At 65.1% G+C, this 23041-nt stretch carries 19 protein-coding genes and 3 pseudogenes; 14 read left to right on the top strand and 8 right to left on the bottom strand.

Annotated features, from left to right (window positions below; translation table 11 throughout):
• Positions 1 to 37: 37 nt before the first annotated feature.
• Positions 38 to 721: pseudogene (locus ACWDSI_RS18830) on the top strand (alpha/beta fold hydrolase); the annotation flags it as partial.
• Here ACWDSI_RS18830 and ACWDSI_RS18825 read toward each other — a convergent pair.
• Positions 710 to 1480 carry a FadR/GntR family transcriptional regulator gene (locus tag ACWDSI_RS18825; protein WP_449757442.1) on the bottom strand — a complete coding sequence of 257 codons (771 nt, stop codon included), beginning with the start codon at positions 1478 to 1480 and terminating at the stop codon, positions 710 to 712. The pseudogene ACWDSI_RS18830 and the gene ACWDSI_RS18825 overlap by 12 nt on opposite strands.
• A 117-nt stretch (positions 1481 to 1597) precedes the next feature.
• Here ACWDSI_RS18825 and ACWDSI_RS18820 point away from each other — a divergent pair, with 117 nt between their 5' ends.
• Both ACWDSI_RS18820 and ACWDSI_RS18815 read left to right on the top strand, forming a co-directional pair.
• Positions 1598 to 2857 carry an acetyl-CoA C-acetyltransferase gene (locus tag ACWDSI_RS18820; RefSeq protein WP_449757441.1) on the top strand — a complete coding sequence of 420 codons (1260 nt, stop codon included), beginning with the start codon at positions 1598 to 1600 and terminating at the stop codon, positions 2855 to 2857.
• A gap of 39 nt (positions 2858 to 2896) precedes the next feature.
• The gene (locus ACWDSI_RS18815; RefSeq protein WP_449757440.1) at positions 2897 to 4567 is read left to right on the top strand and encodes an FAD-dependent oxidoreductase; all 1671 of its coding nucleotides are present in this window, start codon (positions 2897 to 2899) and stop codon (positions 4565 to 4567) included.
• A 49-nt stretch (positions 4568 to 4616) separates the two neighbouring features.
• Here the strand turns inward: ACWDSI_RS18815 and ACWDSI_RS18810 are convergent, their stop codons facing one another.
• On the bottom strand, positions 4617 to 6212 hold the full coding sequence (locus ACWDSI_RS18810) for a GMC family oxidoreductase (RefSeq protein WP_449757439.1): 1596 nt from the start codon (positions 6210 to 6212) through the stop codon (positions 4617 to 4619).
• Between the two features lie 119 nt (positions 6213 to 6331).
• On the opposite strand from ACWDSI_RS18810, the gene ACWDSI_RS18805 reads away from it, so the two are divergent.
• Complete coding sequence (locus tag ACWDSI_RS18805) at positions 6332 to 6919, top strand: TetR/AcrR family transcriptional regulator (RefSeq protein ID WP_449757438.1); 588 nt, start codon at positions 6332 to 6334, stop codon at positions 6917 to 6919.
• A gap of 125 nt (positions 6920 to 7044) precedes the next feature.
• Here ACWDSI_RS18805 and ACWDSI_RS18800 read toward each other — a convergent pair whose 3' ends face one another.
• Positions 7045 to 8841, bottom strand: coding sequence for a TIM barrel protein (locus ACWDSI_RS18800; RefSeq protein WP_449757437.1), 1797 nt, complete (start codon positions 8839 to 8841; stop codon positions 7045 to 7047).
• Between the two features lie 100 nt (positions 8842 to 8941).
• Between ACWDSI_RS18800 and ACWDSI_RS18795 the strand changes: the two genes are divergently transcribed.
• The 7 genes from ACWDSI_RS18795 to pcaC all read left to right on the top strand — a co-directional run bounded on the left by ACWDSI_RS18795 (position 8942) and on the right by pcaC (position 15141).
• A complete protein-coding gene (locus ACWDSI_RS18795; RefSeq protein ID WP_449757436.1) occupies positions 8942 to 9586 on the top strand; it encodes a TetR/AcrR family transcriptional regulator in 645 nt (214 codons plus the stop codon).
• A gap of 313 nt (positions 9587 to 9899) precedes the next feature.
• A complete protein-coding gene (locus tag ACWDSI_RS18790; RefSeq protein ID WP_449757435.1) occupies positions 9900 to 10772 on the top strand; it encodes a shikimate dehydrogenase in 873 nt (290 codons plus the stop codon).
• Positions 10773 to 10816: 44 nt separating this feature from the next.
• Positions 10817 to 12160 carry an MFS transporter gene (locus ACWDSI_RS18785; protein ID WP_449757434.1) on the top strand — a complete coding sequence of 448 codons (1344 nt, stop codon included), beginning with the start codon at positions 10817 to 10819 and terminating at the stop codon, positions 12158 to 12160.
• A gap of 60 nt (positions 12161 to 12220) precedes the next feature.
• Positions 12221 to 13000 (top strand): protocatechuate 3,4-dioxygenase subunit beta, encoded by a 780-nt coding sequence (pcaH, locus tag ACWDSI_RS18780; RefSeq protein WP_449757433.1) that lies wholly within the window; start codon positions 12221 to 12223, stop codon positions 12998 to 13000.
• 10 nt (positions 13001 to 13010) lie between these two features.
• A complete protein-coding gene (gene pcaG, locus ACWDSI_RS18775) occupies positions 13011 to 13565 on the top strand; it encodes a protocatechuate 3,4-dioxygenase subunit alpha (RefSeq protein WP_449757432.1) in 555 nt (184 codons plus the stop codon).
• Positions 13562 to 14764, top strand: coding sequence for a 3-carboxy-cis,cis-muconate cycloisomerase (gene pcaB, locus ACWDSI_RS18770; protein ID WP_449757431.1), 1203 nt, complete (start codon positions 13562 to 13564; stop codon positions 14762 to 14764). The genes pcaG and pcaB overlap by 4 nt, the downstream gene beginning before the upstream one ends.
• Positions 14761 to 15141, top strand: a complete 381-nt coding sequence (pcaC, locus tag ACWDSI_RS18765) for a 4-carboxymuconolactone decarboxylase (RefSeq protein ID WP_449748178.1) — start codon at positions 14761 to 14763, stop codon at positions 15139 to 15141. The genes pcaB and pcaC overlap by 4 nt, the downstream gene beginning before the upstream one ends.
• Positions 15142 to 15164: 23 nt before the next feature.
• On the opposite strand, the gene ACWDSI_RS18760 is transcribed toward pcaC, so the two are convergent.
• Both ACWDSI_RS18760 and ACWDSI_RS18755 read right to left on the bottom strand, forming a co-directional pair.
• A complete protein-coding gene (locus ACWDSI_RS18760) occupies positions 15165 to 15425 on the bottom strand; it encodes a dienelactone hydrolase family protein (RefSeq protein WP_449748179.1) in 261 nt (86 codons plus the stop codon).
• A 303-nt stretch (positions 15426 to 15728) separates the two neighbouring features.
• Positions 15729 to 16592 (bottom strand): LLM class F420-dependent oxidoreductase, encoded by an 864-nt coding sequence (locus ACWDSI_RS18755; RefSeq protein WP_449748180.1) that lies wholly within the window; start codon positions 16590 to 16592, stop codon positions 15729 to 15731.
• A 431-nt stretch (positions 16593 to 17023) separates the two neighbouring features.
• Between ACWDSI_RS18755 and ACWDSI_RS18750 the strand changes: the two are divergent.
• Positions 17024 to 17164: pseudogene (locus ACWDSI_RS18750) on the top strand (RpiB/LacA/LacB family sugar-phosphate isomerase); the annotation flags it as partial.
• An 87-nt stretch (positions 17165 to 17251) separates the two neighbouring features.
• On the opposite strand, the gene ACWDSI_RS18745 reads toward ACWDSI_RS18750, so the two are convergent.
• Positions 17252 to 17512, bottom strand: coding sequence for a hypothetical protein (locus tag ACWDSI_RS18745; RefSeq protein ID WP_449748181.1), 261 nt, complete (start codon positions 17510 to 17512; stop codon positions 17252 to 17254).
• A 289-nt stretch (positions 17513 to 17801) separates the two neighbouring features.
• On the opposite strand from ACWDSI_RS18745, the pseudogene ACWDSI_RS18740 reads away from it, so the two are divergent.
• Together ACWDSI_RS18740 and ACWDSI_RS18735 are read left to right on the top strand one after the other, a co-directional pair.
• Positions 17802 to 18428 (top strand): annotated as a pseudogene (locus ACWDSI_RS18740) (TetR/AcrR family transcriptional regulator C-terminal domain-containing protein); the annotation flags it as partial.
• Positions 18429 to 18757: 329 nt separating this feature from the next.
• Positions 18758 to 20440 (top strand): acyl-CoA dehydrogenase family protein, encoded by a 1683-nt coding sequence (locus ACWDSI_RS18735; protein WP_449757430.1) that lies wholly within the window; start codon positions 18758 to 18760, stop codon positions 20438 to 20440.
• Here the strand turns inward: ACWDSI_RS18735 and ACWDSI_RS18730 are convergent.
• Both ACWDSI_RS18730 and ACWDSI_RS18725 read right to left on the bottom strand, forming a co-directional pair.
• Positions 20415 to 21338: a LysR family transcriptional regulator gene (locus ACWDSI_RS18730; protein ID WP_449748183.1), complete on the bottom strand. Its 924-nt coding sequence runs from the start codon at positions 21336 to 21338 to the stop codon at positions 20415 to 20417. The genes ACWDSI_RS18735 and ACWDSI_RS18730 overlap by 26 nt on opposite strands.
• A 232-nt stretch (positions 21339 to 21570) precedes the next feature.
• Positions 21571 to 22938: an FAD-binding oxidoreductase gene (locus tag ACWDSI_RS18725; protein WP_449757429.1), complete on the bottom strand. Its 1368-nt coding sequence runs from the start codon at positions 22936 to 22938 to the stop codon at positions 21571 to 21573.
• Between the last annotated feature and the right edge of the window lie 103 nt (positions 22939 to 23041).

The following is a 23041-nucleotide window of genomic DNA, read 5'->3' as shown; positions in this document are numbered from 1 at the left end:
CGATGGGCAGACCACCAGCGACGTTTCGCTACTCGAACTCGGCCGCACACTCGGCCACACGGTGATAGCGGTCGACCGCCCCGGATACCGTGGCGGCGCGGACAAGGTCACCGACGAGCAGACAACCCTCGGCGGACAGTCCGCCCTCCTGTGGGAGTTTCTCGACGCGACAGTCGCCGAAACGTCACCTATCGCCCTGATGGGACATTCATTCGGATCGATGGTGGCCGTGACGATGGCCGCCGAGGCGTCTGGGCGTCCGCTGTGCGGCATCGAGATCAGCGGAGTGGGTTCCCACTATTCCGAGGCGCTGCAGACCGACCCTGATCGCGCCGCGTCACGCCGAACGCACTGGGGGCACGAGTACTTCTATCCCGAAGGCACATTTGACCCCGGAGTGCGTCCGCACGCCGTGATACCGGGAATCGAGACCGGCGAGGCTCTCGATTGGCCTAACCGGGTAGCACATACGGCGTCACGAGTGGTTGTCCCGGTGTCGATCACGGTCGCAGAACTCGAGGTGAACTGGTCGAACACACCCGAGCAGTTCGCCGGTCTGTTCACCGCCGCGCCGCGCGTTGTCGTGCAACAGCAGATCGACAGCGGTCACAACATGAGCCTCGGCTACACCGCGCGGCCATACCACCTGCGGAGTATCGCCTTCTTCGAGGAATGCGTACTGCACGAGCGGATGTCGGCAGCAGCGCGTTCAGCTCAATAGATCCAGTACCGAATCGCCGATACCGGACTCTTTGAGGTACGCACCTGTGGCGGCGACCTGTCGACGCCAGAGTGCCTCGGCTGCAGACGCGTCGCGTGCCTCGACGAGTTTGACCAACTTGGCGTGAGCGCGGATACCGCGGCGACCGGCTTCGGCGCGTGTGTCAGCGGAAAGAGCCGGCTCGACCAGGTGTTGGCGCGTCGCCACGTCGATGATGTCGCGCAACTGCCCTACCAGCACTCGTAGTGTCACGTTGTCCACGAATTCGAGTATCAACCGGTGAAATTCGAGTTGCCGGGTGATCAGTGCCGCCTCATCGTCAGCGGCGTCACGTTCAGCGCACACCGCGGCGTCGAGTGCGGCCACCTGATCGGGAGTGCGCGTTCTGGCGAGTATGGCTGCGCACGCGCCTTCCAATGCGCACGCCGCAGCGAAGACGTCATCGATGGTCGCTGCACGGTATTCGAGTGCCACCCCCAGGTACCGGGCAGCTGTCTCGACATTCGGCGTCGACACCAAGGCTCCCCCGCGCGATCCGCGTCGGACCTCGAGCAATGACTCCGAGTCCAGGACGCGGAGCGCCTCTCGCAGGGTCGGTCGAGACACACCGAACTCTTTGAGCAACTCGGCTTCGGGAGGTAACGGGAAGCCTTCGGCGATCTCGCCTGCCACGATCCGTCGGCGCAACTCGTGAGCAACTCTCTCGGACGCACGCGGTGACCGCGAGGTGTCTGATCCTGCAGAGGTTGGCTTGCCCATAACTGCACAACAGTACTTGCCGTCGCCGGCGCTCGGGGTGAAGTGCTCGGCGCACCTTGCTCGTCCCGGCGGCGCTGTGTCTATAGTGATATATGATTAAGCTATATAGGAGGCTCCATGCCTGAAGCTGTCATCGTGGCAGCCGCACGCACGCCGGTCGGACGGGCGTTCAAGGGTGCACTCACGACCGAGCGTGCCGACGACCTGTGTGTTGCGGCTATCACCGCGGCACATGCGCAGGTGCCGCAGATGTCGTCTGACGATGTGAACGACCTCATCGTGGGGTGCGGAGCTCCGGGAGGCGAACAGGGATTCAATCTCGCACGCGTCGTTTCCGTCCTTCTCGGCTGGGACAACACTCCCGGCACGACGGTCACTCGTTACTGCGCATCGAGTCTCCAAGCCGCCCGTATGGCCATGCACGCCATCCGGGCAGGCGAGGGTTCCGCGTTCGTCGTGGCCGGAGTGGAAACGGTGAGCCGGTCGCGGCGCGGCACCAGCGACAGTCCCCCGGTCAGTGCCGATGCCGACCCCCGCGACCGAACGGCGAACCCGTGGCTCAACCCCAGGTTTGCCGACGCGCAATCGCGGACCCGCACGCGGGCGACGGGCGTCGACGACGCGTGGGCGGACCCACGGGCATCCGGCGGACTTCCCGACGTCTACATCGCGATGGGGCAGACTGCCGAGAACGTCGCCGAGATGGCCGGAGTGTCTCGGCACGATCAGGATGTGTTCGCGCACCGTTCGCAGAACCGCTATGCGCTGGCCGCCGAGGCCGGTTTCTGGGCACGGGAGATCACCCCGATCGCAACAGCAGACGGCTCCAAGGTCGAGGTCGACGAGTGCCCGAGACCGGGCACCACCATGGACAAGTTGTCGCAGCTCAAACCTGTGTTTCGTCCCGATGGCACGGTGACGGCGGGTAACGCCTGCCCACTCAACGACGGTGCCGCGGCACTGATCATCATGAGCGACGTGCGTGCTCGTGAACTCGGAATAGCACCGCTGGCGCGAATCGTGTCCACCGGACTGACCGCGCTTTCCCCGGAAATCATGGGATTGGGCCCGGTCGAGGCCACCAACGAGGCACTCGAGAACGCCGGGATGAGCCTTGCCGACGTCGATCAGTTCGAGATCAACGAAGCATTCGCAGCGCAGGTCATCGCATCCTGCCGATACCTCGGAATCGACGAGGACCGCGTGAACCTCAATGGTGGGTCCATCGCCGTCGGACACCCCTTCGGTATGACCGGTGCGCGCATCGCCACGACTCTCATCAATTCACTCCGGTGGCACGATCACTCCATCGGCGTGGAAACGATGTGCGTGGGCGGGGGCCAGGGCATGGCGATGGTTCTCGAGCGCATGAACTGAGCGACTCACGGCGAGCGATTCCAGGAGTACGAAACAATCATGGCTCACGTCATAACCCGACCGTGCTGCAACGACGCGTCCTGTGTCAGCGTCTGCCCGGTGAACTGCATTCATCCAACGCCTTCTGAGCCGGACTTCGCTGTGGCCGAGATGCTCTACATCGATCCGCAGACCTGCATCGACTGCGGTGCCTGTATCGATGAGTGCCCCGTGGAGGCGATCGTTCCCGACGATGCGCTCGAGGCCGGGGACGAGGCGTATCTGGAGATCAACGCCGCCTACTACCGCGACCACCCCGTCGACTCGGGAATCATGGAACCGTCGAAGCCGCCGAAACTTCCCGACGAAGACTTCGAGGTCGCCATCGTCGGCGCCGGTCCATCCGGCTTCTACGTAGCCGAGCAACTCGTACGGCATCCGCGCGTACACGTCCACATGTTCGACCGACTTCCGACGCCCTACGGTCTGATCAGAGCGGGAGTCGCCCCCGACCATGCCGCAACGAAGAACGTCGAGCGCACGTTTGCAGCCGTTGCCGCCAAACGCAACTTCACTTATCACTTGGATGTCGAGGTCGGCACGCATATCACCCACGCGGAACTGACCGAGCGTTTCCATGCGGTTGTGTATACGACCGGGGCGTCGGGTGACCGTACTCTCGGAGTACCCGGAGAAGACCTCGAAGGCGTCGTCGCCGCAACCGATTTCGTTGCCTGGTACAACGGCCATCCCGATCATGTCGATGACCACTACGATCTGAGCGGTTCGCGGGCGGTGGTGATCGGTAATGGCAACGTGGCACTCGATGTGGCGAGGATCCTCACTCGAGACCCGGCGATACTGGCCACAACCGATATCGCGGACCATGCCCTCGAGGCGCTGCGTTCGTCGAAAATCGAAGACGTCGTCATTCTCGGTCGGCGCGGGATCGCGCAAGCCGCCTACACCAACAGCGAGTTCTTGGCGCTCACCAACCTCGACGACGTGGATGTGATCATCGACGCTGCGGAATTCTCACTGGATCCGGCGACAAAGCGCGCAGTCGAGGCGGGTTCCATCGATTCGACCATCGAGACCAAGATCCGGCTGGCCCATCAGGTTGCCGAACGCCCTGCCCGGGGAGCGCACCGTCGTATCACGTTCACGTTCCTGAGTTCACCTCGACGATTGCTGGGCGACCAACGCCTGGAAGCGATTGACGTCGGACGAAACGAGTACAGCGACAGCGGCGCCGGCGCTGTGGTTGCGTCTTCCGAGGAGGCCGTGGAACTCGATGCGTCGCTGGTCATCAGGGCCGTCGGCTACCGCAGCCACGGCATCGATACCGTGCCCTTCAGTACGACGACGAGCACGATTCCGAATGTTTCTGGCCGCGTGCATGATTCACAGGATCAAACTCTCGCAGGGGTCTACGTCGCGGGGTGGATCAAGCGTGGCGCCACCGGTGGCATAGGCCAAAATCGCCAATGCGCCACCGAGACCGCGCGCGCGATCCTCGATGACCTCGTCGCCGGGGTCCTCCCCGCGCCCACGCGCGACACCTCGGATCTCGACGACCTGCTCACGGCTGCCGGCACGCAACCGATTGGGCTCGACGGCTGGAAGCGGATCGATGCCCACGAGCGCGCCGCCGGAAAGCCGGCTCGGCGGCCGCGGCAGAAGGTCGTCGACTGGAAGATACTCCGAGCGATTGCCTGTGCAACCGAGTAGTCCGTGACGCGGAAGTGTCGGCCCGGTTCTCCCGGGCCGACAACGCAATTCAGCTCTGCGAGGCGATGATCTTGTCTGCGGCGATCCAGGCACCGGCCATGGTCGGCGCATTGTTGTTGCCTGCGGTCAGATGCGGGAAGACGGATGCGTCCACCACGCGAAGACCGTCGACACCCCGAACACGCAGCTCGGAATCGACCACGTCATCGTCGTCCGGGCCCATCGAGGCGGTACCCAATGTGTGGTAGCCAGAAGCACCGTAGGTCTTGCCGAATTCGACGATGGCTTCGTCGCTGTCGACCGTGGGTCCCGGGGCCACTTCGCGCAGCAGATGCGCACCGAGCGGCTCGGTGTGCAGGATCTCGCGAGCACGACGTACTCCATTGACAAGAGTCGTGCGATCGGCGTCAGCCTCCAGGAAGTTGGTCACGATCGTGGGCCGCACATCGGGGTCTGGGCTGGTGATGTGAACCGAGCCGCGACTCTGTGGGCGAACCGGGAACACGAGCATCATGAGTCCCGGAGTCTTTGCCGGCGTGGGCACTTCGGGCTTCGTCGGGTCGAGCGAGATCGGCGTGAACATCACGTAGACGTCCGGACGCTCCTGTGCGGGATCGCTCTTGAAGTACCCGAGTGCGTTGTATCCGCCGAAGGAGATCACGCCCTGCCGACTGAACAGATACTTGAAGCCCGTCCAGAGCTGCCGGACCGGGTTACTGAGTTCCTTGTTGTAGCTGGGGGTGTCGACCGTGTCGTACATCAACGACACGCCGCGGTGCTCGCTCAGGTTCTCGCCGACCTTCGGGCTGGCGACGACAACCTCGACGCCTGCTTCTTTCAGCACGTCGGGGTTGCCGATGCCCGAACGCTCGAGGATGGTCGGCGTGTCGAGAGCGCCGGCAGCCAGTAACACTTCGTTGCGCGCGCGCAACGTCTGAGACTGCCCCTTGGTCCGTGCGATGACTCCCACGGCCTTGGTGCCTTCGAGGAGCACACGGTCGACCTCGGTGTGCTTGAGCACGGTCAGATTCGGCCGTTTGAGAGCGGGCTTGAGGAACGCGGAATCGGCGCCGACACGTGCACCGTTACGGATGTTCGACGAGGTGTAGCCGACTCGTTCGATGTCGCTACCGTTGAGATCCTCGACCGTTGCCAGTCCGTGGGTGTTGGCTGCCTCGAACAGGCGCTCCGTTGTCAGGTCACCGGGATACGCGCGTGAGACATGCACCGGTCCACCGGCACCACGCACGGGCGACTCGCCGAGCTCGTGGTCTTCGATTTCTTTGAATGCCTTGACGAATGCGTCCCAGTTCCAGCCGGGATTGCCGGCGTCTTCGATGGCGTCGTAGTCCGGCGCCCAGCCGCGATTCCAGACCATGCCGTTGATCTCCGTCGATCCTCCGAGCATGCGTCCGCGTTCCCACGTCTCGTGATCAGTGGGAAATCGCTTGGTGAAGAACTTCGAAGTGCGCGGGTCATAGGCGGTGAAGAAGAACGCCTTGGGTACGGCGGTGATCGGCCGCGGGTTGTCGCCGCCTGCCTCGATCAGCAGCACACTCGTCGCCGGGTTCTCACTGAGCCGGTTCGCCAGAATGCTGCCTGCCGCACCTGCGCCCACGATGACGTAGTCGAATGTCGTGTCCACTATGGAGCCTCCTTGCCGGGAACCGGCGCCCTCTGCGCGAGCACGTCGCGCCCCTATACATTGCTTACCATCTATTAGTACACTCAGTGTAAGAAATAAATTCCCACACGGAGAAAGTGATGCCAGCCAAGCCAGGCCGACCGCCGAAGATCGCCCCCAACCACGTCGTTGCCATCGCGGCCAAGCTGTTCGCCGAGAAGGGTTTCGACTCGGTGACAATGGACGACGTCGCGTCCGCGGCAGGTATCTCGCGAAAGGGTTTGTTCCTCCACTTTCCTTCCAAAGGGGACCTGATCTGGCACCGGTCGGGACCGTTCGTCGATCGTCTACACGCGGCAATCTCCGCCGAGACCAGTGACTCCAAGACAGCAGTCGAGACCGCGATCATCGCCGGCTTCGCGGATGTGGATCTGGACTCCGACACGCTCCGACGACAGATCCTCTTGCACCAAGGTGACAGCAGTGTGCGTGAAATGGTCGAGAACCGTAGTCGCGAGTGGCGGGCGATCATCTCCCAGAGATTCCGCGACGACGGCGTCGATGACGTGATGGCCTCGATCATCGCCTACGGCTACTGGCGGGTCATGTGGTCTGCGATGGACGACTGGGCCGTCGAGGGTGGCGACATCGCCGACATGACGGCACGTCGACTTCGATGGTTCGTCCCCGTCGTCGACACGATGATCGCCCAAGGAAACCCCTTCTAACGCAACGTTTTTGTGCGTCTCAGCGCGGTTTTGCATTCCGTGGAAGGTGAACTGTTCACCCCAGCGCCAGGTTGAACTGCACCGACGTGCGGCATGGCGCTGTTCACGAGATCGGGATCTGCGTACTACCGACCACGCTGCGCGGTCAGCCGGACCGGCGCGTTGTCCACTCCGTACCCGTCGTAGTGGTCGAACCGCTGGAGGAACTCGAAGAACACCGAACCCACTGTGCGCGTGTAGAAGTGGATGAAGTATCCGCCCGCCGGACCGGGGCCGCGGTCATAGAGCAGGTCGAGCGCCTGCAGCTGGTCGACGACGGCATCGTCGAGGCCGAAACGTCCCCGCAGGTAGTCGTAGTAGTTGTCGGGCACGCCGAGGAACTCCAGTCCGGCGGCGTGCGCGGCGCGCGCCACCGCAATGACGTCGCGGCACCCGAACGCGACGTGGCGAGGCAACGCGGCGCGCCCCGACCCGGCATCCTCCAGCGCGTGCGGTGCGACGTTCAGCGGGAGGCGGATCGAGCCGTCGACGGTGCGTAGCACCTGCGAGCGCACCAGGCCGGTGGGGCCGGGCACCTCGGTGGGTGTGTCGGCGGTGAGGCCGAACACGCTGCTCAGGAACAGCGTGGTGTCCTGCGAGGACCGCCAGGACTGGGTGAGGTTCACATGGTCGATCGACACGATGTCGTCCGCCACGTGGGGCAGCCCGTCGCGGAACTCGTCGACCCATGACGGCGCACCGTCCCGGGGCTCGTCGACCCAGAAGAACTCGGTGCCGTCGGGGGCGAGCGCCGCTCCGAAACTCTGCTCGGAGGCGTAGGTGCGGCGGTAGGCGACCGGCGCCATGAGGTCGGCGGCCCGCTGCGACATCGCGTCCGCGTCGGGCACCAGCAGCCCCACCGCCGCCACATGGGGCACTTCGTCGCGCGCCTGCTGTTCATTGAGCACCACCCGCGCTTTCCCCGACGCCCACAGCGAAACCGGCTTGCTCCGGTGACGTCCGCGCGGGGTGAAGCCGAGTTGCCCAAGAAGGACCTCCACCTCGCTGGTGTCCTCGGCCTTGATCTCGACGAAGTCGAATCCGCTGGGCGGCTTGGCATCCGAGATCGGGATCAGATCGAGCGAATCCTGCAGCCAGAGCAGTGATCGCAGCGCATGCACGGCGGTGCGTGCCGGATCGGTTTGACGAAACGTGTCGTTGAAGACCTCCAGCGAAAGCGGGCCGTTGTATCCGGCGGCGAGTACGTGGCGGACGAAGCCGGCCAGATCGAAGGCGCCCTCACCTGGAAAGAGCCGATGGTGGCGGCTCCACGAAAGCACGTCCATCGACAGTGCCGGTGCGTCCGCCAACTGGAGAAAGAAGATCTTGTCGCCCGGGATCGACTCGATCGCCGCGGGATCGTGGCCGCGCGAGAGGACGTGGAAGCTGTCCAGACACAGACCGACATTCGGGTGATCGGCGAGGTCGACGATGCGCCAGCTCCGCCGGTAGTCGTCGACGAAGCGTCCCCAGGCGAGCGCCTCGAACGCGATGCGGATGCCGTATCCGGCCGCCAGATCGCCGATCCGGCGCAACTGCTGCGCCGACGTCTCGTCGGAGTCGATGGTCGCGGTGGCGACGTTGCTGCACACCAGGACGAGATCGATGCCCAGGCGCTGTGCGGTGGCAAAGGTCGCGGCCGTGCGACGCAGATTGTCAGCGAAGGTGTCCTCGTCGACGCCTTCGAGGTCTCGCAGCGGCTGATAGAGGTACAGCGAGAGGCCGAGCCGCGCGGCCAGAGCGCGGATCTCTTCGGGTGAGTGGTCGCTGGAGATCAGATCGGGCTCGAATATCTCCACACCGTCGAAACCCGCTGCGGCGCACGCGTGCAGTTTCTCGACGAGTGATCCGGATATCGATACGGTGGCGATCGAGGTCTGCATCACATCAATGTACCGAACGGTTCATTATTGGACAAGGGTTTTGCGGCGGCCGTGGACCGGTTGGAACGTACACGATCGTGCACGAAGTAAGCTGCCGATCGTGGTAGCCAAGCCGAAAGCAGAACTCCAGCGCGACGCCGAGCGCACACGTGCAGAACTGCTCGCGGTGGCCACCGAGGTGTTCGCCGAATCCGGCTACTCCGGGGCCCGGGTAGACGAGATCGCCGAACGCACCCGCACCACCAAGCGGATGATCTACTACTACTTCGGCGGAAAAGAAGGGCTCTACCTCGCGGTTCTGGAGAACGCCTACCGCGGTATCCGCCAGGCCGAGCAGAAGCTGACCGTCGACCACCGCGATCCCGTCGAAGCGATCCGCCGTCTCGCCGAGGTCACCTTCGATCACCACATCGCCCACGACGAGTTCATCCGGCTGGTGTCGATCGAGAACATCCACCGGGGTGAGTTCATCCGCAAGCTCGCCGACCTGCCCCAGTTGTCGACACCGGCGACATCGCTCCTCGACGAGATCCTCACCGACGGACGCGAGAGCGGCGTGTTCCGCGACGACGTCACCGCACTCGACGTGCACCTGGTGATCAGCTCCTACTGCGTGTTCCAGGTCGCCAATCGGTACACCTTCGGCTACCTGTTCAGCGTTGACCTCACCGAGGTCTCGCAGCGCGCTCACCTGCGCCGAATGATCGGCGACGTGGTGGTCGGCTGGCTCACCAGCGCGACCTGATCCGACGAATTCGGCGGCGACGATCCGGACCTGCGGGACCGCCGCCGACCTCCCCATCCGAAACCAGGGGACGAATTCCTTCCCCGAGGTTCAGAGTCCTCCCCGTGAAACTTCCCGGGGAGGACTCCAAGAGTAGGGGAAGGATCTTCTTCCCCTACTTTTTGCGAGCCGTGAGTAGCACCTCGCCGACACGGCGCGGGAAGCCGTACTCCAGCGCCTGAGCGATACCGATCACATGAAAGTCTTGACGCGACGAGGGTCACAGTGCTCTACTCATTTGCGAACGTACTAGTTCGTACATTACGGAGGCACCATGACAACGAGCACCGGTAGCTATCTCGTCGGCCTCATCGGCACCGGAGTAGGCCCGTCGCTGACCCCCTCGATGCATATGGCAGAGGGCCGGGCGCAGGGGATGGACTACGTCTACCGCACCATCGACCTCGACACCCTCGGCATCGCACCTGCCCGCGTCGGAGAGGTGCTGCGCTGGGCTCGTTCGCTCGGCTTCGACGCCGTCAACGTCACCCACCCGTGCAAACGACTGGTGCTCGATCACCTCGACGCGGTGGACCCGGTGGCCGCAACCCTCGGCGCGGTGAACACGGTTCGGTTCACCGACCACGGAACCATCGGATACAACACCGACACAACAGGTTTCGCGCACGGTTTCGCCGAGGGCCTGCCCGGCGCGGCGCTCGACGACGTCGTGCTGGTGGGTGCCGGCGGAGCGGGAACCGCGGTAGCCGACGCAATGGCGCGGTTGGGCAGCACACACCTCACCGTGGTCGACATGGACGTGGATCGCGCCACCGCGCTGGCCACCGAACTCGCCGCGCGATACCCGCTCGTCCGCATCGACGCATCGGCATTCGACAAGTTGTCGATGCTGCTGCCCGAGGCAACCGGCGTCGTGCACGCCACCCCCACCGGGATGGCCGAACACCCCGGAATGGCGTTTCACGCCGGGCTGCTGCATCCCGCGCTCTGGGTCGCCGACATCGTCTACCGCCCCCTCGACACCGCACTTCTCCAGGCAGCCCGCAGGGCCGGTTGCCGCACCCTCGACGGTGGCCACATGGCCGTTCACCAGGCCGTCGACGCATTCGCCCTGATCACCGGGACAGTCCCGGACGCCCACCGCATGTCCCGCCACTTTCGCGCACTCGTCGCAAACCCGTCCTGAACACACCTCATCCAGAGCACAATCACCGTCAAGGAGTCCACGCCATGACCACCATCGACAACCCGAGCACGGAAGACATTCCGGTGCGCACCCCGAAACGAGCTGCGCTGGCCAGCTTCATGGGCAGCGCCGTGGAGTACTACGACTTCTTCCTGTTCGGGTCGGCGGCCGCACTGATCTTCCCGCACATCTTCTTTCCCGACGATGACGGCGCCGCCCTGGTCATGTCGTTCATGACGTTCGGGTTCGCCTACATCGCCCGGCCGATCGGCGCCCTGGTGCTCGGCCACTTCGGCGACCGTATCGGACGCCAGCGGGTGTTGATGTTCACGCTCGTCCTGATGGGATTGTCGACGTTCCTCATCGGATGCCTGCCGACCTTCGGCCAGATCGGCTGGTTCGCGCCGGCACTGCTGGTGATCTGCCGACTCATGCAGGGCTTCTCGGCCGCCGGCGAGCAGGCCGGGGCGAGTTCGCTGACGCTCGAACACTCCCCCGATCATCAGCGCGCCTTCTACACCTCGTGGACGCTCACCGGTACGCAGGGCGGTCTCATCCTGGCGTCGCTGATCCTCATCCCGTTCATGTCGCTGCCCGACGACGCCAAGTACTCGTGGGGCTGGCGCGTCCCGTTCTGGCTGTCCGCAGTCGTGGTGCTCATCGCCTATTTCATCCGCCGAGAATTGCACGAGACCCCGCAGTTCGCCGAGGCCAAGGAGGCCGGCACCATCGCGCGCATGCCGCTCGTCCCGTTGCTGCGCAACCATTGGCGTGACGTGCTGCGCGTGATCTTCTGCGCCTTCATCGCCGCGGTGTCCACGGTGTTCGCCAATCTCGCCCTCGCCTACGGCAAGAAGGTGGGCCTCGAGGCCGACCTCACCCTGTGGCTCGTCGTCGTCGCCAACATCGGCGCGCTGATCACCCAGCCGATGTTCGGCAAACTCGCCGACCGGATCGGCCGCAAGCCGGTGTTCATCTACGGCGCAGTCGCGTCGGCGGTGCTGATGCCCTTCTACATGCTCTCGATGAGCCAGGACAATCACCTGATCACCTTCGCACTGGCAATCGCGACATTCTCCTTCGGTTACGCCGCCGCCAACGCCGTCTGGCCGTCGTTCTACGGGGAGATGTTCTCCACCGAGGTCCGCTTCTCGGGCATGGCCATCGGCACCCAGCTCGGCTTCCTGATGGCCGGTTTCGCACCGTCGATCGTCGCGGCCATGGGCGGCGTGCGCGTAGGCGGATGGACAGTGATCAGCCTGTTCACCGCGGTCGTCTGTGCGATCGCGGCGGCCGCGGCGCTCACCGCACGCGAGACCAAGGACATCCCCACCGACCAGCTCGGACACGCCGATGCCGAACCGGTCAAAGAGCTTGTCCATCAGTGACTTCCGCCCACCACCGTTTTCAGGTCGGCCCGGTCGACCACTCACTTTCCGAGGTACGTCATGACCACGATCATCAACACCGATCCCGACAGCGCATCGGCCACCCAGGCCCAGATCAACACCGAGATCGCCGCCATCGAGACCGCCTATCAGCACACGGGGGTGGAGGAGACCCAGCCGCGGCTGGACTATCCGCCCTACCGCAGCAGCCTGCTGCGTCATCCCACCAAAGACCTGCATCACGCCGATCCCGAGGACATCGAACTGTGGACTCCGGCGTTCGGTACTCGTGATGTGCATGCACTCGAATCGGATCTGACAATCCAGCACAACGGCGATCCGATCGGTGAGCGGCTCATCGTCACCGGCCGCGTCCTCGACGGTGACGGTCGACCGGTTCGCCGGCAGCTCGTCGAGGTGTGGCAGGCCAACGCCGCCGGACGCTACGTCCACAAACGCGACCAGCACCACGCGCCCATCGACCCCAACTTCACCGGTGTCGGCCGATGCCTGACCGACGACGACGGCTGGTACAAGTTCACCACGATCAAACCCGGACCCTACCCCTGGAAGAACCACCACAACGCGTGGCGTCCGGCGCACATCCACTTCTCGCTGTTCGGAACCGAATTCACCCAACGCATGATCACCCAGATGTACTTCCCCGGCGATCCGCTGTTCACACTCGATCCGATCTATCAGTCGATCACCGATCAGAAGGCGCGCGACCGTCTGGTGGCCACCTACGACCACGACGTGGCCACCCATGAGTGGTGCACCGGATATCGTTGGGACATAGTACTTTCCGGTACCAATCGCATCGCGTTCGAAGAAGAGTGAGGACCATACGATGAGTGCACTGCTAGCCGCGACCCCCGGCCAGACGATCGGCCCCTTCTACGGATTCGCGCTACCTTACGACCGCGGCGACGAACTGGTTCCGCCGCGGACACCCGGCGCGATCCGGTTTCACGGCACCGTCACCGACGGTGACGGAAAGCCTGTGCCCGATGTGATGCTCGAGATCTGGCAGGCCGACGCCGACGGCGCCATTCCCGGCGTACCCGGGTCGCTGCGGCGCGACGGCTGGACGTTCACCGGGTGGGGACGTGGACCGACCGACGACGCAGGCGACTTCTCCTTCACCACAGTCGAACCCGGCGCAGTGAAACCCGGTCATGCGTCGTTCATCATGGTCACCGTCTTCGGCCGCGGGTTGCTCAACCGCCTGTTCACCCGAGCCTACGTGCCGGGACCGGCACTCGAGACCGACCGACTGCTCCAGTCCGTGCCCGTGGATCGACGTCACACTCTCATCGCCGAGCGCGACGAGAACGGCCTCCGCTTCGACATCCGACTCCAGGGCGACGACGAGACCGTCTTCCTGGCCTACCCGGGAATATGACCGACCTGTTCTGGCCCGGGGATCACCGCGCGGGCGACCTGATGTCGGATGCGGCGTTCGTGAATGCTCTTGTCACCATTGAGAATGTGTGGCTACGCTGCCTGGTCGACGGCGGCGTCGCACCCGCCGATGCTGCCGTCGACCTGACGCGCTTGCTCTGCGCCGACGACGTCGAGCAACTCGCTGCCGGTGCGGAGCGCGACGGGAATCCGGTGACCGGACTGGTCGCATTGCTCCGAGATCGCGCGCAAGGCATTGCCGCACAGTGGATTCACCGGGGACTCACCAGCCAGGACGTCGTCGACACCGCACTGATGCTGTGCCTGCGGGATGCCGTCGCCCAGGTCCGCAGAGATGTGAACGAGCAGATTCGCGTCCTGTCCGGGCTCGTCGAGAAGTATCGCGATGCGCCGATGCTCGCCCGCACACTCACCCAGCCCGCGCTCCCGAGTACCGTCGGGAAGAAGTTCGCGGTGTGGTTGTCGGGCGTGCTCGATGCCGTGTCGACACTGGATTCCGTGCCGCGGTTCGCCGTGCAGATGGGTGGTGCGGCAGGCACGTTGGCTGCGACCACCGAGCTGACCGGCTCCCCGGACGCGGCGGTCGCGCTGTCTGACGCTCTCGCCGATCGGCTCGGTCTGGCACGCTCGCTGCCGTGGCACACCACGCGTGCGCCGATCACCCGGGTCGGCGATGCCCTGGTCGGCTGCACCGACGCCTGGGGCCACATCGCCGACGATGTCCTCGTCGGGAATCGTAGTGGGATAGGTGAATTGGCCGAGGGTGCGGGCGGCGGATCGTCGACCATGCCACACAAGAGCAATCCCATGCTCTCCGTACTCATCCGCCGCGCCGCACTTGCCGCGCCCGCCCTGGGCGCGACACTGCACCTCGCGTCGGCGAGCAGCATCGATGAGCGCACCGACGGTGGCTGGCACGTGGAGTGGTCCACCTTGCGTACCGTGGCCCGACGCACCGTCGTCGCGGCGGGACAATCAACAGACCTGCTCAGTGGGCTGCGCGTCGACGCCGACCGCGCTCGCGCCACTCTCGAAGCAGCACAGGGCATTCTCACAGAGCAGACAACGATGGCCGACCTCGCCGGCCACGCACCTGCGGGAACCTACCTCGGCGCCGTCGACATTCAGATCGACACCATCCTCGACCGTGCCCGCCACCACCTGAAGGAGTCGTCGTGACCAGAGCCGAATCGACCTACGACGCCGGCATGTCGGTGCGCCGCGAGGTGCTCGGCAATGAGCACGTGGATCGTGCCGTCGCAGCCACCACCGGGTTCACCGAGGACTTCCAGGATCTCATCACCCGGTACGCGTGGGGCGAGATCTGGACCCGCCCCGGGCTGGATCGAAAAGCGCGGTCGATGATCACACTGACCGCCCTCATCGCCCGTGGTCATCACGAAGAGTTCGCGATGCACGTGCGCGCCGCCCTGCGCAACGGGCTGACCCCCGACGAGATCAAAGAAGTGATCCTGCAGAGCGCGATCTACTGCGGCGTCCCGGATGCGAACACGGCCTTCCGGATCGCGTCGGGTGTCCTCGCGGAGGAGGGGTGAGGAGGCCAGATGCTCCAGCGCTGTCACCGAACGGTCTCCGCGAACCGGGCGGCCAGAAATGCGAAGACACGCAACCAGGCATCCGCCGACGCTTCGGCGTCGTAGGACATTCCGACAATACGCACCAACGCGGGCGGCACCTGGTCGTCGAGATGGTTCGCGAAGCTGTGCCCTATTCCCGGGTACGTCTTCGTGTCGTGCTCGATCCCGTACTTGTCCAGCTTCCGGTTGAGACGCCGCTCCCCCTGCGGCACAAAGACATCGCGGGAACCGAACGACGCCACGACCGGGCTCCACGATGATCACTGCTCGGCAGTCCCCGGAGGTCGGATGAGTTGTCAAGGTGCGGTATCGCAAGGCCAGGGAAGGGAAGTAGCCGCGCGGTGCTCCGGCGGTGCGTATTTCGTGTGATTCCCTGGGTCCTCGCCTTGTCCGGACCCGATCGTCTGATTGCGACATCCGACGTCAGGTCGTGTCGGGCGTGTCTCAATCGTAGGCGAACCGACTGGTCTGGCATTGTCATCGCAGCGCCCCATCGACGCTGTCGCACTGATCCGAGCAGGGAATTCTGAAACGCGATCGCGTGCTCAGCGCTCTATCCACCGTTGCGCCAGCGTCGCTGTCCATTCTTCGACGGCGTCGACCGCACCGGGTGGCGAATCGACGATGACGAGCTCGCTGACACCGAGATCCTCGAGCGCACCGAGATCAGCGTGCGACGGCGACCGGAGTGCGACGGCGACGTGAAGGTCGTCAGCCGAGCGGTCGCGCTCGGCGCAGTGCGCTCGCAGCGTCGCCACACGGTCGGCCACCTCATCGAGTCCGTCGACGTTGAAGCCGTACCACCCGTCGGCCCATTCGGCGACGCGCGTCAACGCACGATCACTGTTGCCGCCGAGGATGATCGGCAGGTGACGTTGCGTTGGCTTCGGGTTGACGCGCACACCCCGGAAGGACACGAACTCCGATTCGACGGAAGCGATCTCGTCGGTCCACAGTGCGCGCATCGCCGCGACATACGCCGCCGTCCGTTGTCCCCGACGTTCGAACGGAACACCCAGCGCGTCGAATTCTTCGCGGGACCAACCGATCCCCACACCGAGTGTGAACCGTCCGCCGCTGAGCCGATCCAGCGACGCCACCTGCTTGGCCATGATCACCGGATTGTGTTCCGGCAACAGCAGGACGCCCGTGGCCAACCGGATCGTCGACGAATGGGCAGCGGCAAACATGAGGCATGCCATGGGATCGAGCCAGTCGGCCTCGGCAGGCACCGCAATCCGTCCGTCAGGAGTGTACGGATACCGCGACACCGGATCGTCGACCATGACCACGTGCTCACCACACCACAGCGTCGCAAACCCCAGGGCCTCCGCGTGACGGGCGGTGGCCGCGATGATGGCGGGGTCCGCACCGGTACCGATTCCCAGTGCGTGCAGTCCTATTCGCATGGCGTCAACCCTAGCGATCAGTGACCGCGAGGACGATGATGCGGTCCGCACGGCGACGACCGGCCGATTCGCTTTGAGATAGTTCCCGCGGGGCGGTACTCCTACGACTGCGGGTGTCTGAGCGTAGAAGGACAACTCCTTGTCGTTGGTGTGTTGCCCGTCCGACAGGGCCATGTCGAATCCCAATTGCTTCGCACGTTGGTAGGCCCTGGTCATGTCGTCGAGCGAGGCGACCTGGATGTTGAGGTGTCGGCGGGAACCGCAGAATCGGATTCCAACTGTCTGGCAGCATGCTCGTGCCGACGGTCGGCACGACGACGAGCACGGCAGCCAGGACCCCGATACTGGCTGCGGCACTTCGCAGAGCGCGCGCTGAACCAATCGGTGCTCCAACTGACGGGTTCACGGCTCAGGAGGCCTCCTCAGCCTGAGCCGTCCTGTCCAACGACGCCCAGATTCCCTGCTTCGGACAGCGAGTCATCGGGATCGAACTCGCTCGCAAGCTCGCCAAGGAATGGCTCGACTACCGATTTGATCCCGCCTGCCCATCTGCCGAGAAGGTCGGCCAGCTGGGTCGCAACCGGAAACCAGCCCCACACACCGAGTGGTGCCGATCCGAAGTCCACCACTCCAGGGGACTTATCCGGTTGTCGCCGGAATCAGGGGATGACGTTGTGCGGGACCAGATCTCCGATGTTCGTCGGTGGGAGTGCGCGAACAACTGCCATGATCGCCTCGCACACCGGTGCTGTTGGCACACCAGTCTCGCAGACGTAATTGCCCAGTTTGTCCCAGTTCTCACAGTGGCCGACGAAACAGTAGGTCAACCCGTCGGCACTGCGACTCCACGGTGGCGTCGGCGGCTTTGGCACATTGACGTGATCGGCTGACGCCACCGGTGCGCCGATCGCCGCCATCACGGCCACACCTGCGGTCCCGATCAACACCCGTAGTTTCATGGATTTCACGCGCTCCTCCTCGGCGTATGTCCAGCCATCCGATCAGCCCACAAACCCCACGGGAAAGACCAGTTTGGCCTAGGGGTATCGGCGCAGACTATACGGGCAGCTCAGGGCCCCAGCGTCAGCGCGCGCTTCTCGTTTCTCACAGTCGTCGTCGTTACGGATCAACTCAACTAGACGCGGATCTCACCCTTCTCCGTTATTGTCTGTCGTACAAACTTGTTTGCCGTACAAACACGGAGTCGGAGTGCCCCAGGACCAGGCGTCGCGTCGTGCCAGCCGCAGCACCGGCAGGCAGACCCGTAAGACGTTGCTGCGGGCCGCCGACGAGGTGTTCCGCGAACACGGCGAGACGGCACCGGTCGCGCAGATCTGCGCGCGGGCCAACACCTTTCCCAACCAGGTGACGTACTACTTCGGCTCCAAGGAGCACTTGTTCGTCGAGGTGGCGTGTGCCGCGGTGCTCCGCGCCGGCAGGCATGCCGAGGAGTCGGCGGCCGCGGCGATCACCGTGCGCGCCTACGCCGAGACACTCGTGACCACGCTCCTCGGCCCGGAAGCCAGAGCGGTCGAGATGTTCACCACGGCGATGCTCTTGGGCGCGCAACGACCCCAGTCGAAGGCGCTCATCGCGGACACGCTGCGATTGCTGCACGAACGCGGCGAACAGGCCCTGATGAACACGCTGGTGCGCACCGGATGGCAGTTGCGCGCCTCGATCGGTGTCGAGGCCAAGGCGTTCTGGTCGGCGATCTTCGGTCTGGTGATCCAGAAGCCGGTCACCGACGACGCACTCGACCACACCCTCGCCGATGCGGTGACCGTGATCTTCACCAACCTCGGAATCTCGGAGGACGTGCTGAGCGCTCGGCTCGGTGGTCTCGACAAGCTCGACCAGCGGGAGGCACCCGACCAGCGAGGGGCACCCGACCAGCGGGGGGCACCCGACCAGCGGGGGGAACTCGACCCGTGGGAGGCACCCGACCCGTGGGAGGCACCCGACCCGTGGGGGGAACTCGACCAGCAGGGGGAATCCGACCAGCGGGGGGAACTCGACCAGCGGGAGACACCCGACCAGCGAGAGGAACCCGACCAGCGAGAGGAACCCGACCAACGGGAGGCACCCGACCAGCGGGAGGCACCCGACCAGCGGGAGGCACCCGACCAGCGAGGGGAACCCGACCACCACCGAAAGGCAACTCGATGACCTCCACCGCCCCCACCACGCACCCGCAGCCGCATGTGACGCACACGGTGTTCAACCAGTCGGCCCCACGTGTCGACGTCAACGAGTACGAGCTCGATCATGTTCTGCAGGAATCGATCCGGCGCCACGATGCCGGCTGGGCCGAAGCGGAGCTACGCGAGGTGGGCGCCCTCGTCGGCAGTGCCGAGTTCCAGCACGACGCACAGCTGGCGAACGCGATCACACCGGTGCTGCACACCTTCGACCGGTGGGGCAACCGGATCGACGAGGTGGAATATCACCCCAGCTATCACCGCATCATCTCCGCAGCCGTTGCCCACGGCGCACACACCCGGTGCTGGGCCGATCCACAACCCGGCTCGCACGTCGCCCGCGCGGGAGTGTTCATGCTCTTCGGGCAGATCGAACCCGGACACGCCTGCCCCGTCTCGATGACGCACGCCGTGATCCCCTCGCTCGAACTGCAGCCCGAAGTGGCCGCACAGTGGGTGCCGAAGGCGTTGTCGCGCAGCTATTCCCCCGACCTCGGCGCCGACAAGGCGTCGGCGATCTTCGGTATGTCGATGACCGAGAAGCAGGGCGGGTCCGACGTGCGGGCCAACACCACCGTCGCCCGCCCGGTCGGCGTGGGCGGGCCCGGCGCGGAGTATCTGCTCACCGGACACAAGTGGTTCTGCTCGGCCCCGATGTCGGATGCGTTTCTCGTCCTCGCGCAGGCCGAAGGACCGGGCGGACAAGGGCTGTCGTGTTTCCTGCTACCTCGCGTACTGCCCGACGGCACCCGCAACGTGTTCCGCATCCAGCGACTCAAGAACAAGCTCGGCAACAAGTCGAACGCGTCGAGCGAGATCGAACTCGACGGCACCGTGGCGCTGATGGTCGGCGAACCGGGACGCGGGGTGCGCACCATCATCGAGATGGTCGCCCAGACCCGCCTCGACTGCGTGCTGGGCAGCGCCGCAGGCATGCGGCAGGCCGTCGCGGAGGCCACCTGGCACGCACGGCACCGCGCCGCCTTCGGCGCCACCCTCGCCGACCAGCCCGCGATGGCCGCGGTACTCGCAGATCTCGCCCTGGAATCCGAGGCGGCCACCACCACCGCCATCCGACTCGCCCGGGCCCACGACGAGGACGCCGATGACCAGGAGCGGGCATTCCGGCGCCTCGGCACCGCGGTGGCCAAGTACTGGATCTGCAAGCGCGGCCCGCACCATGCCTACGAGGCACTGGAATGCTTGGGGGGCAACGGATACACCGAAGACTTCCCGCTCGCGATGCGGTATCGCGAGCAGCCGGTGATGGCCGTGTGGGAGGGGTCGGGCAACGTGATCGCCCTCGACGTGCTGCGCGCGATGAGCCGTGAACCGGAAACGGTGGCGGCCTTCGTCGCCGAGGTCGACCTGGCCCGCGGCAGCAACACAGTCCTCGACATCCACCTCGACACGATGCAACGTCAACTACACGCACTGGCCGGCGCCGCCCCGGCCGATGCCCAACGGCGTGCCCGCGCCGTCATCGAGAGTATGGCGTTGGCGTTGGAAGCGTCACTGCTGGTGCGGTTTTCGCCTCACTCGGTGTCCGATGCCTTCATCGACGCCCGCCTGGGAGCCGATCGTCGACTCGAGTACGGCGCATTGTCGTCCGACGCCGACGTCACGTCGATTCTGGCCCGGCACTGATACCCCCGGCACCGATACTCACCGAGTCGAGGATGCGGTTACGCATCGTCGGCGCGGTGTTGGGCAGCCACATCGCCATCACCGGAGTGAACGGCGGGTCGTCGAAGGAGATCACCCTGATCTGCCTTTCGTAGAGCCATCCGGGCTGGTTGGTCACGAACGCCACCGCCTGTGGATGGGCGATGACCGACGTGTGCGGGGGCGTCCCGCGCAGCTTCGACACGATGGTCTCCGGTTCGAAACCCGCACGGCGACAATAGGACACCAGCATGTCGGTGTATTCGGGCTCGAGTTCGGAGATCACGATCTGACAGGAGGCCAGATCATTCATGCTGCACGTCTCGTTGACCGCGAGCGGGTGACGAGCGTTGACGGCCAGACGCAATTCATGTCGGGTGGCGATGGCTCCGGCCAGATCCGGCGGCGACTGCACCGACCGCGCCAGCGCCAGGTCGATCCGGCCGGCGAGGAGTTCGTCGCGGATCACGTCGGCCGACACCGGGCGCACCGTGATGGGCATCGACGCATCCTGCAACACCGCGCCCTCGATCACCTGGAACACCTCCGACGGCGCGAGTCCCGGCGTGTATCCGACGGTATAGGGATCGGGGTTGTGCGCATCGATCAGACGCACCTCCGAGGCGAGATGCGCACTGCCCGCGAGCAGCGGTACCGCCCCCTCGTAGAGGGCGGTACCCGCGGGCGTCGGAGTGAGCGAGCGGCGCGACCGGGAGAACAATTCGACCCCGAGTTGGCGTTCGAGATCCCGGATCGCCGACGACACCGCCTGCTGCGAGATGAACAGCCGCTCGGCGGCCACCCTCAGCGACGGCGACTCCACCACCTCGACGAACATCCGCAGCCGCCGCAGATCGATTTCTCGCCCATCACCCGTCACCACTCCATTATCAATCAAGCATTGACAAATGTCGCGGAATCGGTGATCGATGGTTGAGATATTTCGTTCTACAGTAATTTCTGCGCCGCGCGAACTCCAGCGCTTCGCCTCGAGGAGGCGAAACCGGACAAGCGATTCACCGGTTCGCATGTCGCAGCACAGAGGGGGCGCTACGACATGCGAACCGGGGCTCACCCTCCGGTCGATCCGGACATCACAGGCGCCACGCCATTCACAGCAGCACTCCCGGATTCAGTAATCCCCGGGGATCGAGCGCGTGTTTGATGAGCGTCGTCAGATCCATCACGTCGGGGCCGAGCTGATCGGGCAGCCACGCCTTCTTCAGTCGGCCTACGCCATGCTCCCCGGTGATCGTGCCACCCAACGAGATCGCCAGATCCATGATCTGGCCGAAGGCGTGTTGCGCGCGCTGCGATTGCGCCTCGTCGGACGGGTCGAAGACGATCAGCGGGTGCGTGTTGCCGTCGCCCGCGTGGGCGATCACCGAGATCATCACGTCGTTCTCCCGGGCGATCCCGGCCACACCGTCGATCAACGCCGGCAACGCGGGCAGCGGTACCCCCACGTCCTCGAGCAGCAACGATCCCAGCTTCTCCACCGCCGGGATCGCCGCGCGCCGAGCGGCGGTGAAGGCGTCGCCCTCGATCGGATCGTCGGTCGAGAACACCTCACTGGCTCCGTTGTCGCGAAACGCCTCCTCGATGATCGCCACCTCGGCAGCGCCGGCCGGCCCGGGGGCGTCGGATTGGGCCACCAACAGCGCCCCCGCATCCCGGTCGAGGCCCATCCGCAGCATGTCCTCCACCGCGTTGATCGACACCGCATCCATGAACTCGAGCATCGCCGGGCGGATCTTCGCGGTGATCGCCAGCACCGCCTCGCTCGCGTCATGCACCGACGCGAAGGTGCCGACCACCGTGCACGCGGCGGCTTGCGGCGGCAGCAACCGCAGGGTGACCTCCGTGACGATGCCGAGTAAACCCTCGCTGCCGACGAACAGTTTGGTCAGCGAGAGGCCCGCCGAATCCTTGAGTTGTTTGCCGCCGAGCCGGATCGCGCGCCCGTCGGCCAGCACCACTTCCAGACCCAGCACGTAATCGGTGGTGACGCCGTACTTCACACAGCACAGACCGCCGGCGTTGGTCGCCACGTTGCCCCCGATCGAGCAGATCTCGAACGACGACGGGTCCGGCGGGTACCACAGGCCGTGCGCCGCGGCCGCGGCCTTGACCTCCGCATTGAACAGCCCCGGTTGCACCACGGCCGTGCGGGTGGCGGTGTCGATGTGCAGATTCCGCATCTTCTCGGTCGAGATCATGATCGCGCCGTCGACAGCGGTGGAACCGCCCGACAAGCTGGTGCCGGCACCCCGGGTGATCAGGGGAATTCCGTGGGTGCCACACCAGCCGACGGTGGCCTGCACATCGGCGGTGGTGACCGGACGAACCAGCGCCAGCGGAGTGCCGGCCGCCGGATCCTGCGCACGATCCTGCCGGTAACCGGCCAGCACGTCGGGATCGGTGCCCACCATCTGCGGCTCGAGCGCGCTGATCAACGCGTCCAATACGGCACTGCTCATAGGGTCACCCTAGTGTCGCGTGTCGTTAATTAGTTTATGGTTCGTGGTTTGAGAGAATTGGCTATGGCGAATTCTGCGGCCCCGGCTCTTGGCCTGCGTGATG

It is taken from the genome of Gordonia sp. NPDC003429, assembly GCF_053588575.1.
The sequence above is the reverse complement of the archived record's forward strand: the minus strand, read 5'-3'. Positions and strand labels throughout refer to the sequence as shown.

Bases quoted from the DNA above. Each gene is read 5' to 3' on its own strand.
- ACWDSI_RS18825 (WP_449757442.1), bottom strand. From the start codon at position 1,480: ATGGGCAAGCCAACCTCTGCAGGATCAGACACCTCGCGGTCACCGCGT.
- ACWDSI_RS18820 (WP_449757441.1), top strand. From the start codon at position 1,598: ATGCCTGAAGCTGTCATCGTGGCAGCCGCACGCACGCCGGTCGGACGG.
- ACWDSI_RS18815 (WP_449757440.1), top strand. From the start codon at position 2,897: ATGGCTCACGTCATAACCCGACCGTGCTGCAACGACGCGTCCTGTGTC.
- ACWDSI_RS18805 (WP_449757438.1), top strand. From the start codon at position 6,332: ATGCCAGCCAAGCCAGGCCGACCGCCGAAGATCGCCCCCAACCACGTC.
- ACWDSI_RS18800 (WP_449757437.1), bottom strand. From the start codon at position 8,841: ATGCAGACCTCGATCGCCACCGTATCGATATCCGGATCACTCGTCGAG.
- ACWDSI_RS18790 (WP_449757435.1), top strand. From the start codon at position 9,900: ATGACAACGAGCACCGGTAGCTATCTCGTCGGCCTCATCGGCACCGGA.
- ACWDSI_RS18785 (WP_449757434.1), top strand. From the start codon at position 10,817: ATGACCACCATCGACAACCCGAGCACGGAAGACATTCCGGTGCGCACC.
- pcaH (WP_449757433.1), top strand. From the start codon at position 12,221: ATGACCACGATCATCAACACCGATCCCGACAGCGCATCGGCCACCCAG.
- pcaG (WP_449757432.1), top strand. From the start codon at position 13,011: ATGAGTGCACTGCTAGCCGCGACCCCCGGCCAGACGATCGGCCCCTTC.
- pcaB (WP_449757431.1), top strand. From the start codon at position 13,562: ATGACCGACCTGTTCTGGCCCGGGGATCACCGCGCGGGCGACCTGATG.
- ACWDSI_RS18755 (WP_449748180.1), bottom strand. From the start codon at position 16,592: ATGCGAATAGGACTGCACGCACTGGGAATCGGTACCGGTGCGGACCCC.
- ACWDSI_RS18735 (WP_449757430.1), top strand. From the start codon at position 18,758: ATGACCTCCACCGCCCCCACCACGCACCCGCAGCCGCATGTGACGCAC.
- ACWDSI_RS18725 (WP_449757429.1), bottom strand. From the start codon at position 22,938: ATGAGCAGTGCCGTATTGGACGCGTTGATCAGCGCGCTCGAGCCGCAG.